Source organism: Gemmatimonas sp. (assembly GCF_036405635.1).
Classification (GTDB): domain Bacteria; phylum Gemmatimonadota; class Gemmatimonadetes; order Gemmatimonadales; family Gemmatimonadaceae; genus Gemmatimonas.
Map to the genome: position 1 here is coordinate 22,677 of NZ_DASWXE010000095.1, position 16,379 is coordinate 39,055.

The following is a 16,379-nucleotide window of genomic DNA, read 5'->3' on the forward strand; positions in this document are numbered from 1 at the left end:
GGGTGAGAGGACGATCCGTTTATGGCGCGCGCTGCGAGTTCGCATTGCGGGGCGTCCAGGCCGGCGGCTTCTGCCCCATTTGAAGAACGTGCTTTCGGAACACGATCGCCGAGCCGCTCAAGGCGTCGGTCGTGACGAAGGTGATCGGGAGGCCTGGCTCCGCATCGAGAATGAGTTCGGCCGTGAATCCATTCCGGCGAAAGAGTTCGACGGCTTCACGGGCCGCCTGCTCCGGGTCGTCCACCACAAAGCCCAGCGCGGCGCTGGGGGCACCAAGCTTCGCAAGCATCTCCTGGCGGGGATGGTTGACGATCGTACCATTGCTGAAGATGGTGCGCTCGACATCATCGCTGTCAACGCGGAATCGCGGCACGTGACCATGCAACTGCATCAGGTCTTCGAGCGCAATCAAAGCCGGTGTGGATTTGGCGGAGAACACGTGGTAGTCGCGGTCGGGGAAAGGCAGAGGGTTCCGATCGCGCACCAGACTTGTCGTCCATGCAATCAGCAGCAGCCCTCCCACGAGCGCCGGATAGAACACGAGGCTCGGTACTTGCACCGTACTGCTGAACAATCGTGCGCCTGCCATGCGTCTCTCCGGTCACGCGGTGGGGGCTGCTGTGGCCTACGTCGCCTTGGTTTCCATTGCGACACGCGACGCACCTCTCGGGGGCGTTGCAACGGCTCCACTAAGTCAGCTGTCAACGGGTCGAAGCGCAAGTTTCGCGTAGCTGCAGCTGCACACCGCACCTAGCGTGGCCACTCATCTTTACAGCTTTCGAACATTGCCGAAATGTGAATTGGACCTGCGCATAGCCCGCGATGAGCTAGACTCAGGAGGTCATCCGTCCGGCCCTCCTCGCGTCCGCGCGCATGCATCAGCCCCCGCCGTCCGAAACTTCCCGCCAGTCGGCCGTCGTCCCGCCTGAGCCCTCACTGTCAAGTCGGCTCGTCAGAGACCTTCTGGTTGGCCTGGTGGCAGTCGTCCTGCTGATCGTCTTGTCCTTCGCCTGGGTCAACTGGCGCACCAGTCGCTCCGTCGCCGAGACGCTGGACCTCCTGCAGAGTGGTACCCAGGCGATGGCGCAGGACCTCGTCGCCTGGTCCGAGCGCCCACGTTCCCTCCTCATGGTACTCATGGCGATGGTCGAGCGAGTCCCGGGCGGGACAAGTGCCGCGCTGTTCGAGCGCGTAGCCGAGACCATACCGATCGTCCCCAGTGTCATCTGCCTCGGCGCCGTCGACTCGATGGGAAGCTGGCTCAAGGCCCCCGAACGCATCGTCAGCGATCCAGGCCGCCGGCAACAGAGCAGTCCGGCTCTGGCACTCCTTGCCTCACCGTGCCCGACGTCGGTCAGTACTGATTCGCGGCTTGTCGTCGACACGCTCGAATCCAGTGTGCCTGCTGGACGCATCGGAGGCATCGTCACACCAGCCGGCGACACGGGCTACTTCGGAATTCTCATCCTGCTGCGATTGGACGACGCCGCAGCTCGACGCGCATCCTCGAATCCGAGCCGGAGAGAGCGGGCGACCGTGCTGTTTCCACTGGGAGACCATGTCCTGGTGTTTTCGCACCGCGGCAACCTGGACACCAAACCCGCAGCGCGGCGCTATGAGGTCGGACAACTGCCAGAGGTCGTGCGAATCGCGCTCGGCCGGTCCGGACCGGCTCGGCCGGCCAGCGCCCTTGGCGTGGGGCTCGATGGCAACGGGGAAGTCCTCATGGCGGCGCATCCGATTCCCACGCTCGGGATGGTACTGTTTCGCGAGGTCGAACCGACATCGATGATTTCGGACATGCACAATCGCGCGCTGCTCGAAGCGATAGGCACATCCGTCCTGATCATGCTGCTGCTGATCGTCGCGCGCGAGCGGTCGCGTGCCGCGCATGCGCAGAAGGAACGGGATCTGGCACGCGTCCGTTCCGACTTCGTCTCGCTGATGTCGCATGAACTGCGAACCCCGCTGGCCCAGATCCGTCTGTTCGCCGAATTGCTCGCTGCGGGTCGGATGGCAACACCCCGTGATGCGACTCGTGGGCTCGGCATCATTGCGAAAGAATCGCAACGCCTCGGGCTGCTGGTTGAGAACCTGCTTGGCTTCGCGATGCCGCGTTCAGACTCCAACGAGCGACGTGTTCAACGGGTGGATCTGGAACTCGAAGTGCGTCACGCTGTCGACGCCTTTGCCCCGATCACGGCGGAACGTCGGGCGCACATTGCGCTGTCACCGTCGGTCGATGGCACTCTGCACGCGTTGATCGATCACACGGCGCTTAGGCAGATCATGAACAACTTGCTGGACAATGCGCTCAAGTACGGGCCCCCAGGTCAGACGGTGACGGTTTCCATCCTGTCACACGAAGACACCATCCGCGTACTCGTGGATGATGAAGGGGCCGCGATCGCGCCAACGGAACGTGAGCGCGTTTTTGCGCCATTCGTGCGAACACGAGCCGCGAGTGCGAGCGGCGTTCCCGGTTCGGGCATTGGATTGGCCGTAGTACGGCAACTCGCAGAGGCCCATCAGGCCGCCGTCTGGATGGAGACGGCGCCGGGCGGCGGCAATCGCGCTGTGCTCGAACTGCAGCGAGCACACACCTCACGCAGCGACCCGAACCGATCGCCCCACGAGGACATGTCCTCCGACACCGCGATGAATTCAGTCCCTCACACGCCACGTGATATGCCCGCATACGTGAAGGACGACACCCTTCTCGACACGCGCGGATACAACTGATGACAGCCGCGACGCTTCTGGTAGTGGAAGACAATGCCGATCTGGCGTTCGGACTCGAGCAGGCACTGTCGGGCGCTGGGCATCGCGTGCTCATCGTGCACGACGGCGACGCCGCGCTGGAACGGGTGCACGACGTACCGATCGACTTGATCATTCTGGACCTCATGCTGCCACATCGCGACGGGTTCGCCACCTTGCGGGCGTTGCGGGGCCGCGAGTGGCGCGGACCGGTGCTGGTGCTCACTGCCCGCTCCGCCGAGTCGGACAAGGTACAGGCATTCTCATTGGGAGCCGATGACTACGTCACGAAACCATTTGCGCTCTCCGAATTGCAGGCGCGGGTGACAGCGCTGCTGCGCCGAAGCGAGCAGTCGGTGCGCGAGGTGTGGCGCTTTGGCGATGTACTCGTGGATCCGTCGACACACGAGGTACTGCGCAATGGAGAGATCGTCATGCTGACGCCCAAGGAGTACGAACTATTGGTGGCGCTACTGAGGCATCGTGGAGCCGTCGTCTCCCGTGCGAATCTCCTGCGTGAAGTGTGGAGCTATCATGTCGACACGCATACACGCACCGTCGACATCCACATGGCCGAGTTGCGTCGTAAGCTCGAACCGGCTCCATCGGCGCCCCGCTATCTGCTGACGGTACGAAAAGCGGGATACCGCCTGGCCCGCGGCTAACTCCATACCGCTTTCTCACACGACCCGTACATACCACAGCCTGACCAAGTCACAGTCGAACAGCAGACTCCATCGTGTAGCCATTCCCTCTTCGCGACACGCCTCTGGAGATGCGTATGATGTCTCGTTCGACTTCGCCCGTCGGCGCACCACGGCACTTGTGGTTCTACTTCTCGCTGGCGGTCTTCGCGTCGACCGCCGGGCCCTCGCCTGCAGGCGCTATCAATGCGAAGCCTGGAGCAGCAGGTCCGGATTCGCTGGCGCCCCAGGCACGCTATTTCCCGAAAGACGATGCGACATGGGAACGTCGTCGTCCGCAGCAGGTGGGGATGGACTCGACGCGGTTGCAGGCCGCCATCAACTGGGCCATGGCGCGCACGCCGGCGCGACTCCCGACAGACAGTGAATTCATCGCGGCGATCGAGGCCTCGCGGGTTCGAAGTGGCGAAACTCACCCGCACGTCATCGGGCCGATCCGCGCGCCTGGTCCGGTCAACGGTATGGTGATCAAGAACGGATACATCGTCGCCGAATTCGGCAATACGAAGCAGGTGGACGTCACCGCAAGTCTCACGAAGTCGATCCTGGCTCTTGCTGCGGGCGTTGCCGTGGACCGCGGACTGGTCAAGAACCTCGATGAGCCCGTCGCGCTCACGGTGAAGGATGGCGGCTATGACTCCCCACAGAATGCGCCGATTACATGGCGCATGCACCTGCAACAGACGAGTGAGTGGGAGGGGTCGCTGTTTGGCATGCCGGACTCCAACGACAAACGGCAAGACCGGAATCGGAGGAATCAGAAGCCCGGCACGTTCTACGAATACAACGATGTGCGCGTGAATCGTCTCTCGTTATCGCTCCTCCATCAGTTCAAGCGTCCGTTGCCGGAAATCTTTCAGGAAGCGATCATGGGCCCCATCGGTGCCAGCGACAAGTGGGGGTGGTTCGGCTATCGCACCATGGTCCCCGACATCGATGGTCGTCCCATTCAATCGGTGAGCGGTGGTACCCACTGGGGCGGAGGCTTTTGGGTCAACTCCTACGATCTCGGGCGCATTGGTCTCATGCTGGCAAGGCACGGCCAATGGAATGGGAAGACCGTGCTGTCAAAGGCGTACCTCGATGCGGCGCTCACCCCTTCACCACTCAATCGCGGCTACGGCTTTCTCTTCTGGTTGAACACGACGGGGCGGTTCGGCAAGACTGCTTCGCCTCGCGCTTACACCATGGCGGGCGGCGGTGGTTTCTACTGCTGGGTCGATCGCGAGCGGGATCTTGTCCTGATCGTCAAGGCGCTTGGCGGTGGCCCTGACGAAATCGCGCAATTCGTCGACATGGTGCACGCCAGCTTCACTTCGTGACCGAGGTCTTTTCAATGCTCATGTTTCTTCGTGTTCGCGTCGGGCTACGCATCGTCGCGAGCGTGGCGACGGTGGTTGGGCCATTGAGTGCGATGGCGCAACAACCGCCCACAACGTCTGTGGCGTTTGTCGGCGTCGATGTCATCACCATGCAGGACACAGTCCTTCGGCGCGATCAGACTGTGGTGACACGGGATGGCAAGATCGTGGCGATGGGTTCACGCGCATCTGTCAGCGTGCCGCGCGGCGCACAGCAGGTGGACGGACGTGGGAAGTTTCTGATTCCGGGGTTGCACGACATGCACGCGCACCTCGCGCAAGGTGCCGGTGATCTGTCCGATGGTGCCGGTCGACAGCTGGCCGTCTACACGGCGCTGGGTGTGACATCGGTGCGGGCCCTGGCGGCACCGCCCGGTGCGGGTGCGCTCAAGCGTCGTGTGGCCACAGGCGAGATCGTTGCTCCGCGCCTGTGGATCACCGGACAGTCGATCAATGGGAAGAGCGCCCCCGACGCGGCGTCAATATCCCGCAACGTCGCCTCGCTCGCAGCCGGCGGTGCCGATGTCATCAAGACGCACGGCATGTGGAACGATCGTTCACACTACGACACACTGGTCGCGGCGGCTCGGCGCGTCCGCCTGCCGCTCGCCGGTCACGTCACCCCAGAGTTTGGCCTCGCCGCAGCGATCGATGCAGGCCAACAGGTCGAGCACCTCGATGGGATGATCGCGGCCACAGTCCCTGCGGGAACTCCCGTGCCTCCCGGACAGTTTGTTTTTGACAACCGGGCGTTGGCCGCCGTCGACAGCGCACGCATCGACTCGTTGGCGCGCGTGATGGCCGCAAAGCGCATCTACCATGGCCCAACTCTGGCACTGTTCCGGGTGCTCGCCGATACGCTCCCTCCCGAGTACTTCCTCGCCCTTCCCGACGTGCTGTACACCCCCAAAGCGGCGCTTGATGCGTGGTCTCTCAGTCGTCGGCAACAGGCACAGCAACCGATTCCTCCCGCCATCCGGCAGCGCTACCTGGCCGTTCGCGATCAGATGGTCCGTCGGTTTCAGGCGCTCGGCGTACCCCTGCTGGCCGGCTCGGACAGTCCGCAGTTCTTCCTCGTCGCCGGCTTCGGTGTGCACCGTGAGTTGCAAGCAATGGTCCAGGCGGGACTGACGCCATATGAAGCCTTGCTGAGTGCCACCAGAACACCTGCGGAATATCTGGGGCGCGGGACAAGCGCCGGCATCGTCGCCACGGGGAGAGACGCAGATCTCGTCATGCTCGACGGGAATCCGCTGCGGGACATCGCCAACACGATGCGTGTGACAGGAACGATGCTCGGCGGACGTTGGCTACCGCGTGCGGCGCTGGACAGCACGCTGCAACAGGTCAAGCAGCGGATCGACGCGATGTGAAATGCTTGTGAAATGGTGAAGCGACAATGATGCCGCGGTGACGTGCTCGCTCGACGTCACCGCGGTCCATACGTCTTCCAGACATGACGTGAACCGAAAGGTGGTCGCGCGACAATCGCGCTGGTCGCAACAGTATGCCATGACCCCACCAACCTTTCCCCCCGAATCTGTGGTGAAGCGTACGCGCCTGCTGTCGCGTCCCACCACCGCGCTCTCCATTGTTTTGGTCAGCGCCCTCGCCCTCACCGTCGCCTTCACCCCGCTGCCACAGCAGCGGCAAGGTGCCCCCCGGCTCTACGTCGAAAACACCGAGAGTGGCGACATCACGGTGATCAGCATCCCGGATCACAAGGTGTTGCGCACGATCCCCGCTTCGCTGCTCAAGGGCCACCCCGACGACGTCATCCTCTCCAAGGACGGTCGAACGCTGTTTGTGAACCTCCTCGACCGTCGCGTGATCCAAGCGATCGACACGGGGAACGAAAAACTGCTGTGGGAGCTGCCAGTACCCGGAGAACCGCACCATCTCGCGCTGGCACGCGGCGATTCCATTCTCCTCGTTCCGCTGTTCAGTGAAAGCGCCATTGTCGCCATCAATGTGCATCAGAAGCGCATCGTCGGACGAGTCGAGACGGCCCCCGGCCCCCACGCCATTCGCGTCACACGCGACGGCAAACGAGCCTACGTCGGCAGCTTGCTGGGTGATCGCATCAACATCGTGGATCTCGTCACGATGCGCGTCACCCGAGGCATCGAGTTCTCCGAAGGCATCCGACCGTTCGAGCTGTCACCAGACGAAAAGGAAGCCTACGTACAACTGTCCAAACTGCATGGATTTCAGGTCGTCAATCTGAAGTCCGGTCAGATCACGCACACCGTCAACCACAACAAGGTCGCGATTCCCGATCCGCTGCCGTGGCCTCACACGGTCAATCACGGCATGGCTCTCACACGTGACGGCAAGACGCTGGTGCTGGCGGGTTCTCTCGAGGACGCAGTCTACCTGTACGATGCCACCACCATGCGGCAGGTCGCGCGGATTCCGGTAGACAAGCTGCCCGGCTGGATCACGCTCTCTCCGGACGAACGATTTGCGTACGCCAGCAATCGCGGTCCGGGCGCCAACACGGTATCGGTGATCGACATCGCGGCGCGCAAGGAAGTCGCCCGCATCAAGGTGGGCAAGATTCCGCAGCGCATGACCACCGGCTATATCCCGGCCGGCCGATGAACACAACTCGGCAATACACCACCTCACATGCGCCGTGGCGACGGCGCGCGTCGGTCGCCGTGCTGGTTGCAACCGCCTTGGTCCAACGTGTGGAGGCCCAGTCGGCGACCTCGCCCTACTTCCCCGGAGCCACCTGGGAACGTCGCAAGCCCGAGCAGGTCGGCATGGATCCCCAACGTGTCCAGGAGGCCATCAGCCACGCACGCGCGAACCCGTCGGAAACGCTCGAATCGAAAACCGCCGAAGACGCCGTGCGCAGCCAACTCGCGTTCCTCAAGACCTTTGGCGAGCCTCCTGAAGGAAACGAGATCCTCGGACCGATGAAGGCGCCGAAGGACGTGAATGGCATCATCGTGCGCAACGGATACATCGTCGCCGAATTCGGGGATATCAAGTATGTGGATCTGACCGCGAGCCTGAGCAAGAGCATCGTCTCCACCGTCGCCGGCGTCGCTTACGACCGCAAGTTGATCCCTTCACTGGATGCCCGTGTGGGAGACGTGGTGCGGGATGGCGGTTACGACTCGCCACACAATGCCGCCATCACGTGGCGACAGATGCTTCAACAGACGAGTGAATGGGAAGGGACACTCTGGGACAAGAAGGACCTGTATGACCGTCGCACACGGCGCGGAGGAGAACCGTTGCGTGCGCCGGGTGCCTTCTGGGACTACAACGACGTGCGTGTCAATCGACTGGCGTTGTCACTCCTCCGCGTATTCAACCGACCGCTCCCTGAAGTGCTCAAGGAGCAGGTGATGGATCCAATCGGCGCCAGCAGCACGTGGGAGTGGCATGGCTATCGCAACTCGTACGTCGAAATCGCCGGAAAGCGCGTGCAATCGGTCAGTGGCGGCGCCCACTGGGGCGGCGGCTTCTGGTCCAACGCCGAAGATCTCGCGCGTCTGGGACTGCTCTACGCACGCAACGGGTCATGGAACGGTCGGCAAATCCTCTCTCCGGCGTGGATTGCCGAAGCCACCACACCGGCGCGCGTGACCTCCACACCGCCACAAACCCGGTACAACTACGGCTTTCTCTTCTGGCTCAACGCAGACCCGCGTCGTCCCTTCGCCAAGACAGGTTCGCCCAAGGGATACACGATGGCGGGAGGCGGTGGCTACTACACGTGGATGGATCCGGAAAACGATCTCGTGATCGTCGTCAAGAACCTTGGTGGAAGCATGCAGCAGTACGGTGACTTCGTCTCGATGGTCACCAGTGCGATTCGCAAGTAGCGGCTCCACCGCATCGTTCACCATGTCGACACGACACATCCAGCTACTGTGTCCGCTCCTCGTGCTCGTGACGTCGAGTGCAACCGCCCAGTCGGCCCCGCCGCCCGATACCACGACCCGCGCGCACCGCGACTCGGTGGCACGCGTACTGTCTGCCGTCCGCGTCTCCGCTGCAGCCGCAGCGGGGACCGTTCGGCCAGCGCCGTGATTGGCCGCCGGCATCCTCACGACAGGAGCCAGGAGTGAGGTCGTTGGTGTGGCGGGGCTCTCAGCGAATCTGTCGGAGAAGGCGGGGCGCCAGGTCTTCGCGGAAGTGCCGGGCATCTTTGTCTACGACATGGATGGCTCTGGCAATCAAGTGAACATCTCGGCGCGCGGGCTCGACGCTCATCGTTCGTGGGAATTCAATGTGCGACAGAACGGCGTGCTGACCACCAGTGATGTATACGGCTATCCAGCCAGTCACTACAGCGCGCCGATGGAAGCGGTGGAGCGCATCGAATTGATTCGCGGCACGGCGGCACTGCAATACGGCTCACAGTTCGGTGGGTTGCTCAACTACGTCATCAAAGCGCCCGACACGACGCGACGCGCCACGATCGAATCGCATAGCAGTGTCGGTAGTTTCGGATTGCGCAGTACGTGGAACGCAGTCGGCGGACGTATTGGGCGCGTGTCGTACTACGGCTACGCATCACTGCGGCGGTCTGACGGCTATCGACAGAATGGGCCGTCGATCTACGACGCCGAATACCTGAGTGCCTCACTGCCACTCACCCCCACGCTCTCGGTACGCGCCGAAGCGGGGCGAACCTACTATCGCTATCAACAGCCAGGACCGCTCACCGACGCGATGTTCGCCGTGAACCCGCAGCAGTCCACCCGCTCGCGTAACTGGTACAGTCCGGACATCACGGTGCCGTCCATCACGCTCAGCTGGACTCCAAACGCGAGCACGCGTTCGACGTTGATCGTCTCGGGTGTGTTCGGTTCGCGCAGCAGCGTGGCAGTCGGGGGATTCGCCACCGCCGCCGATACCGCGAGTCGCACGGGCGTATGGACCACGCGACAGGTGGATGTAGATCGGTATAGTTCGCGCACCGCCGAATGGCGATTGCAGCACGACACGCGGCTGGGAGCCTGGCCAATGACGCTCTCCGGCGGAATGGCTGCGTCCGACAACGACACGCATCGCCGCCAACAGGGGGTGGGCTCACGCGGCAGCGATTTCTCCCTCGCGCTCGAACCGGGCGGCAACTTCAAACGCGATGTGCACTATCGCACGCGGAATCTCGCCGCTCATCTCGAATCCGCCATGCAAATCACATCACGGTGGACGATCGTGCCCGGTGTGCGCGTTGAGCGCGGTACCACGCGCATGTCGGGACGTTTGGCCTACTACGATCCTACGGATACACCCCGCGATATCGCGCATCGCTTTCCCCTGTTCGGGGTGCGCTCCTCGTGGGTACTGCCTGCCGGCGCAGAGTGGTACGGCGGATGGAGTCAGGCCTATCGGCCGATGATTCTCAAAGACGTCCTGCCCGAGACGGCCAGCGAGCGCACCGACCGCTCGCTTCGGGATGCTCGAGGGTGGACCGTCGAATCGGGCGTGCGTGGGTCGGTGGCCGGTGGACTCAACTACGACGTCGGCGCGTTCGTGATGCGTTACGCCAATCGTTTTGGACTGCTGACGGTGACAGATACAACCGGCACGCCCTACACCTACAAAACGAATGTCGGGACCACTCGCACCGCAGGGCTGGAAGCGCGCGTGTCGCTGCCGATCGCCATCACCTCCAGCGTGGCGTGGCGGGTGTTTTCGGCGACGTCGCTGATGGATGCACGTTACGCCCAGGGAAGCGTGATCAGTGTGGGGCGGAATGCGGACATCAGCGGCAACGAAGTGGAATCCGCGCCGCGACTGATTGCCCGCGCCGGACTTACTGCGCGCGGTCGTCGGGGTGATGTCACGGCGCAGTTCAGTCACGTCAGTCGAACGTATGCCGACGCGCTCAACACGGTGGTCCCGAGTGTGACTGGCGCCGTGGGCCGCGTGCCGGCTTACACCGTGACGGACCTGAATGGCAGCTATGCGCTCACGGCGCGATGGCAGTTGATCGGAGGGGTGAACAATGTGTTCAACACCCAGTATTTCACCAAGCGGCCGCAGTTCTATCCCGGGCCGGGCGTATGGCCGAGTGATGGTCGGTCATGGCAGCTATCGGTCAGGGTGCGCCCCGGAACCCGCGAGTAGAATGACAAGAACAGGAAGGGGGCACTCCTCGCGGAGTGCCCCCTTTGTTCGATTGAGTCGAAATGCGCGTCCGACTACGGAGCGCTACCCACCCCACCACCACCGAACGTGTAGTAGGCAAAACCCATCGTCTCGAGTTCGCGACCGGGCACCGGCAGATGCAGTGGTGTGCCGGGGAGCAACTTCCCCCACCCTCTGGCATCGGCGTAGGCAATGATCGCCTCCGTCGGGTACAGTTCGATCCGCTTCTCGTATTGGATGGCATCGAACAGGTCGCCGCAGGTTCCGTCGTCCCGGCGCGGCACGCATGCAGCGCCAGACGGTGGGCCGCTCGCGGTGACCGCCGCCAGATTGGAGGCTAACCGCGATGTATTGATCAGGGCCGCCGCCTCGCTGAAGCGTCCCAGGCGATAGAGGGCCTCCGCACGGATGAACTTCATCTCGTCGACGGACATCGTCACGATCAGTCCCGTCGCATGAAAATTGTTCGACGGTGCCACGAGGTAGCGTGTATTGCGATAGCGACTGTGCATGTACGTGCCGCGCAGGGCGGACATCGTCTGCGTGGCGAGGTAGGTGTAATAGCGACCGGCCGACGTGGGCGTATTGCCATGAATACGACGGTCCGGGGTCACGACCGTGAACTGGTTTCTGGTCCCCAGTGGATTGGCCAACCAGCGCTGATAGGCACCGGATGTATCCGCGGGCCCAACCATTCGATTGTTGACGCGAGCGGCGGTCGCCTGGAAAGACATCTGGTAGTACGCCGAGGCGGTCTGCGGAATCAACAGGTCGGCCTGCTGCGCGAAGTTCGCGGTGATCCCGGAGTCGAGCTGCGCGAGGATCGCCCCCCAGGGCAACTGCGCCCGTTCTGTTGGTGTGCGCGGTGTATAGACGCGCGCGCGCACGATGTACGAGTGCATGATGCGGATCAGCGCATCGCGTGAAAGTGATTGCCCGTTGATCCATGTCGCTGGCAACGTGAACGGTGGCGCTGCCGCCGCCTCGGCGATCGCTTCGCGCAGTATCCTGATCCCGTTGGCGGACACCTCGCCGTACGGGCGCAGTTCGTATTGGAACTGCGTGATATCCGTCGTTTCGTCCGCTGTGTAGGCCTGATCGTACAACAGCCCAAGATGAACATTGGCGATGCCGAGGGTGAACTTGGCGAAAATGCGGGCCCGCGGTGAGTCGACGCCCTGCGGTGCGTCCGACGTGACCGCACCAACCTGCACGCCGTCGATGGCAATAGCCTGGTGTGCCGCCCGCGCGACACCGATCGCTTCGTTCAGATCGTACCATGGCTTGACCTGCAGCGATCCTCCCTGATCGCGGTTGTCGATCGCCACACGCGGTTCAGGGCCGCTGATCAGGACGTCAACGTCGGCGCTTGCCAACTCGTTGCCGAAGTTGCTGAGCTGCTTCACCGGGTACACAGACGCACTGCGGGCACCCTGCGCCACGCCCCAGAATGCGCGCCATGCACCAACCAGCGCGGCCTCGACATTCTCCCCGCTGCCGTACACGACTTCAACACCGGGTGTGTTCGGGTTCGTGACTTCGAGTGACTGACAGCTGATGATGGCGCTGATCGGCAGAGCGACGGCGAGGAATCGCAGGGAACGACGCGTGCCGATGTATCGAGCGGTTCCGCGCGAATGTGATGTCATGGATGTGGATCCCCGGTCAGAAGGTGATACTGGCCGCGACGGTCCACGTCCGCAGCATGGGGTAGACGATGTTGTCGATGCGCCCGAGCGGCGTTCCACCGATCGACTCTGGGTTCAAGCCTGAGTAGCCGGTGAACGTGAGCAGGTTGCGTCCGATCAGATCCAGTTGAATGCGACGTGCGCCGAGTACACGAAGGGCCGAGACCTTCGTGGCGTCGAAACCGTAGCCCACACTGAGCTCCGACAGGCGTGCATAGGAACCGTTTTCGATGAAGATGTCGCTGTAGTTGGCATTGTTGTCCGCCAACGTGGCCGAGTAGTACTGCGTGGGCTTGCGCTGCTCGTCCGGCTTGTTGCGCTGGTCTACATCGGGATGGTCATTCGTGGCGTACAGCGATTGGGCAATCTTGTTGTAAATGCTGCCGCCCAACTGTCCATTGAGCAGTCCGTACACACGGAAGCCGCGCCAACGGAAGGTGTTGCCAAAACCAAACTTCATGGCGGGGGCGCCGTCTCCGATTTGCCCATACCAACGTTGGCCGGTGGTTTCGTCCATCTCCCACAGCGGACGACCCCACGGATAACTCACGCCATCCACCGTGACGGTGGTCCCCCAGAGATTCTTGGCCTTTCCATCCCGCCACGAGTTGCCCGCGCCCACGGGTACAACAAAACCCTCATCGTTGATATCGAATGCACTGCCGGACGCGGCGTGCACGCCGGGGAGGGCTTCTTTTGTCCGAACCAGGCGATTCCCCCAGAAACTCCCGAGCCGCGTGCCACCGCAACGATAGAAATGCTGGTCGGCGTAGCAGGATCGGTTGAACTGCGAGATGAAGTTGCGCGAGCGGTCGGCCACGACGAGCACATCCCACTGCAACCCGCGTGGGTTGGTCAGGATGCGAGCCTGCAGCGTCGCTTCGAGCGTATTGCCGGTGACCACGCCGGTGTTGCTCTGGTACGTGCGGAAACCGGTCAGTCCGGAGACAGGGAGTGCGATGATATTGTCCACCGTCTTCACCGACACGTACGCGAACTGCGCCTGGATCCGGTTCCGGTAGAGGATATCGAGGCCAAGCTCACGTTCCGTGGAGAGCTCGGGACGTAGCAGCGGGTTTCCCAGTCCCTGCTGCACGATGCCGCCGGTGCCGTCGAGATCGATGGCGGTGTACTGATCCGAGAACGCGGGGCGTGTACCGGCCGTTCCGATGTTGTACCGCAGCTTGAACAAGTTGAATTGCTCGAGCGGAAACCACGACTCCTCGTTCAGCAGCCACGCGGCCGATGCGCGATAGAAGGTGTTCCATCGACGGTCTGCGCCGAACAGCGAACTGCCTTCGCGTCGAACCAGGAAGTCGCCGACGTACTTGCCGCGATAGTCCAGCGCGAGCGTGGCAAATCCGGCGTTCGAACGCGTCTCCACCAGCGACGACGTGACCGACTTGGTCCGAGCGACATCCATGTTCTTGACGCCGGAGATGCTGAAGTCACTCCCGGTCGTCTGTACCGACGGATTGGTTTCGCGCTGCATCTCGCCGCGTAGCGCGAGACGCGTCGTCAGCGGGCCGAGTCCGTTCAGAAACGAGATGCCGCCCTGTGCATTCATGCCCTCCACGTCGTCGTCGAGAATGGTCAGCGAACCGATCGCCGTGCCTTCACCGTTCAGGTTCGTCTGGCCGCGCGCGACATAGTTGGTGACCTGTCGGTCGCCGCGGTCGTATCCCAACAGTCCGTCAAAGGAGACCCAGTTGCGGGGCCGATACGTGGCGTTGAGGTTGAGCAGCGTGCGGAGGCGATTGGTCTGGTTGTCATTGAAAGTCTGACGGTACAGCGGGTTGGTGCGCGGTTCCGTGGGATCGGGCAGTGGGACATAGCGCGAGCGCCCAAGCGTATCCGCGATCAGCAGATTGACGTCGGGATTCAGTCGCAGCAGATCCGGGAACTGAACGACGGTGGGGTCGTCCAGGCCGCGCATGTGCGACGCCGAAACCCCGATTTGCAGCGCTTCGCGCAACCGATGGTCCACATTGAGTCGGAACGATTGACGCAGGAAGCCCTGCGAGTTCTCGATAACGCCGGGTTGATGATTGCGCGTATACGACAGACTGAAGTTGGTCGAGGCGCTGTTCTGCCTCAGCGTCAGCGTCTGGTTGTTGAATGAACCTGGAACGAAGAACTGTGCGGCGTGATCGTAGAGCGGATCGATGTAGTTGTTCTCCATGATCCCGCTCGGCTGCACCACCCGGTTCTGCCGCGTGACGATCGCGCCGGCCGCATTCACGTATTGGCCCTGTGCATTGATGAGATACGGGTGCCCGGTCGGCTTCCGGATCGTGCGGGCGACCTGATCGAATCCGTATTCGTTCCGCACGGTCAGTTCGGTGGTGCCGAGCGACAGACTGCGTCCCCGATTCGTGGTGATCGAGATGACGCCCGACGCCGCACGCGAGCCGTACAGCGACGCGGCGGCGGCTCCTTTGATCACTTCGTAACTCGCGATGTCCAGTGACTCGATGTCGAGGGTCGTGGAGGCCTGCGACGCATTGAGGAACACCCCGTCGACGACATAGAGCGGCGAGTTTGAACGGAACTGCGAAACCGGGGATCGCAACTGGACGACGGCCCCGGATCCCGGCGCACCGCTGGTGCGGATCACGGTGGCGCCGGCGATCTTGCCGACCAGGGCCGCTTCCGGCGAGGAGACGGGCATCACCGGCACATCTTCGCTCGTCAGCTTGTCGACCGTGTACGGCGTCTTGAGACCGGAGGTCGGATCGACCGAAGCGGAAACCACCATCTCGGTGAGACGCAGTGGGTTGGTCGGCAGTGCGAAGTCGAGTGTCGACACGCTGTCTGCTCTGAGGCGGACATTTTCGGTCACCACTCGACCGAAGCCGAGGCGTTTGGCTTCGACATGGAAGATGCCGATGGGTGCACTCGCGATCGCGTAGCGCCCGTCGGCTCCCGTGGTGGCAACGACCGCCGTGCCGACGATCTGCACATTGGCGTTTGCGAGGGGCTGGCCCGACGCCGCGTCGGTGACGACGCCCGTGATGCGTGCACGACGAGCAGAGGATGGAGTCTCCGTCGCCTGGGCTTCACTTCGCGCGGGAAGAAACACGGAGAACGCACCCGTGAGTATCACGAGTACACCTGCGGTGAACGCCGGTCTGAACGATCGCGGCATCTGGATGCCTCCCGACGGCAGTGGGCACACGCGCCAGACGCGGGTGCAGCGGGGGATGGATGGAGGGAATCGAGCAGCGCAGCGCCGACCGTCGTTTTGGCCAATCGTTGACCATCATGACCGTGTCAGCTGTCCATCTGCGCGCGGCAATGGTGCGTGCCGTTGGGCACGTCGACAACCAGCCGGAGAGTTTGCTTACCGTTGCCTTGCAGATCGGCTACAGAACGGTCGTGCGAAGGGCTCCGGATCCCCCATTCATGCATTTGGCGACAGGTACGGCCCGTCAGTACCTGCCGCTCTTGTCAATACAGCCTTGCAGCTGCCTCGGACATCTTCCTGTAGTCGTGACCGACATCAGGGACCACCTGCAAACTCCAGTTGAAGTCGATCCCACTTTGATTGGCGGCCGCCTGTGCGGAGCTGAAAAAGTTCATCCCACGCTCCAATCGATGATTGCCCTGCCTCATGGCACGTTTGGTCTGGTCGAGTTGCCCTTGCTCAGCGTTGTTGTCCAGTGCTCCCAACAGGACGACCAGATGCTTGCCGAACGATTTGCCCAGGTCATGCTGCACAGAGCCAAGACCGTAGGGATAGGGGA

11 protein-coding genes are annotated in these 16,379 nt (G+C 62.6%); 8 read left to right on the forward strand and 3 right to left on the reverse strand.

What is annotated here, in order from left to right:
• Positions 1–19 precede the first annotated feature (19 nt).
• Positions 20–523, reverse strand: coding sequence for a hypothetical protein (locus tag VGE27_RS08110; RefSeq protein WP_331049146.1), 504 nt, complete (start codon positions 521–523; stop codon positions 20–22).
• 452 nt (positions 524–975) lie between these two features.
• On the opposite strand from VGE27_RS08110, the gene VGE27_RS08115 reads away from it, so the two are divergent.
• The 7 genes from VGE27_RS08115 (at position 976) to VGE27_RS08145 (ending at position 10,924) form a co-directional block, all read left to right on the forward strand.
• Positions 976–2,742 carry a HAMP domain-containing sensor histidine kinase gene (locus VGE27_RS08115; RefSeq protein WP_331049147.1) on the forward strand — a complete coding sequence of 589 codons (1,767 nt, stop codon included), beginning with the start codon at positions 976–978 and terminating at the stop codon, positions 2,740–2,742.
• Positions 2,742–3,425 carry a response regulator transcription factor gene (locus tag VGE27_RS08120; RefSeq protein ID WP_331049148.1) on the forward strand — a complete coding sequence of 228 codons (684 nt, stop codon included), beginning with the start codon at positions 2,742–2,744 and terminating at the stop codon, positions 3,423–3,425. The genes VGE27_RS08115 and VGE27_RS08120 overlap by 1 nt, the downstream gene beginning before the upstream one ends.
• A 119-nt stretch (positions 3,426–3,544) precedes the next feature.
• Positions 3,545–4,786: a serine hydrolase domain-containing protein gene (locus tag VGE27_RS08125; RefSeq protein ID WP_331049149.1), complete on the forward strand. Its 1,242-nt coding sequence runs from the start codon at positions 3,545–3,547 to the stop codon at positions 4,784–4,786.
• Positions 4,783–6,198 (forward strand): amidohydrolase family protein, encoded by a 1,416-nt coding sequence (locus VGE27_RS08130; RefSeq protein WP_331049150.1) that lies wholly within the window; start codon positions 4,783–4,785, stop codon positions 6,196–6,198. The genes VGE27_RS08125 and VGE27_RS08130 overlap by 4 nt, the downstream gene beginning before the upstream one ends.
• A 139-nt stretch (positions 6,199–6,337) precedes the next feature.
• On the forward strand, positions 6,338–7,429 hold the full coding sequence (locus VGE27_RS08135) for a beta-propeller fold lactonase family protein (protein WP_331049151.1): 1,092 nt from the start codon (positions 6,338–6,340) through the stop codon (positions 7,427–7,429).
• Entirely contained in the window at positions 7,426–8,667 is a 1,242-nt protein-coding gene (locus VGE27_RS08140) for a serine hydrolase domain-containing protein (RefSeq protein WP_331049152.1), read from the forward strand. The genes VGE27_RS08135 and VGE27_RS08140 overlap by 4 nt, the downstream gene beginning before the upstream one ends.
• A gap of 256 nt (positions 8,668–8,923) precedes the next feature.
• The gene (locus VGE27_RS08145; protein WP_331049153.1) at positions 8,924–10,924 is read left to right on the forward strand and encodes a TonB-dependent receptor family protein; all 2,001 of its coding nucleotides are present in this window, start codon (positions 8,924–8,926) and stop codon (positions 10,922–10,924) included.
• A gap of 74 nt (positions 10,925–10,998) precedes the next feature.
• Here the strand turns inward: VGE27_RS08145 and VGE27_RS08150 are convergent, their stop codons facing one another.
• Positions 10,999–12,594, reverse strand: a complete 1,596-nt coding sequence (locus VGE27_RS08150; RefSeq protein ID WP_331049154.1) for a hypothetical protein — start codon at positions 12,592–12,594, stop codon at positions 10,999–11,001.
• Between the two features lie 16 nt (positions 12,595–12,610).
• The gene (locus VGE27_RS08155; protein WP_331049155.1) at positions 12,611–15,781 is read right to left on the reverse strand and encodes a SusC/RagA family TonB-linked outer membrane protein; all 3,171 of its coding nucleotides are present in this window, start codon (positions 15,779–15,781) and stop codon (positions 12,611–12,613) included.
• Positions 15,782–15,840: 59 nt separating this feature from the next.
• On the opposite strand from VGE27_RS08155, the gene VGE27_RS08160 reads away from it, so the two are divergent.
• Positions 15,841–16,379 (forward strand): hypothetical protein (locus tag VGE27_RS08160; protein ID WP_331049156.1); only part of this gene is annotated, 539 nt, incomplete at its 3' end.

Bases quoted from the DNA above. Each gene is read 5' to 3' on its own strand.
- VGE27_RS08120 (WP_331049148.1), top strand. From the start codon at position 2,742: ATGACAGCCGCGACGCTTCTGGTAGTGGAAGACAATGCCGATCTGGCG.
- VGE27_RS08125 (WP_331049149.1), top strand. From the start codon at position 3,545: ATGTCTCGTTCGACTTCGCCCGTCGGCGCACCACGGCACTTGTGGTTC.
- VGE27_RS08135 (WP_331049151.1), top strand. From the start codon at position 6,338: ATGACCCCACCAACCTTTCCCCCCGAATCTGTGGTGAAGCGTACGCGC.
- VGE27_RS08140 (WP_331049152.1), top strand. From the start codon at position 7,426: ATGAACACAACTCGGCAATACACCACCTCACATGCGCCGTGGCGACGG.
- VGE27_RS08150 (WP_331049154.1), bottom strand. From the start codon at position 12,594: ATGACATCACATTCGCGCGGAACCGCTCGATACATCGGCACGCGTCGT.
- VGE27_RS08155 (WP_331049155.1), bottom strand. From the start codon at position 15,781: ATGCCGCGATCGTTCAGACCGGCGTTCACCGCAGGTGTACTCGTGATA.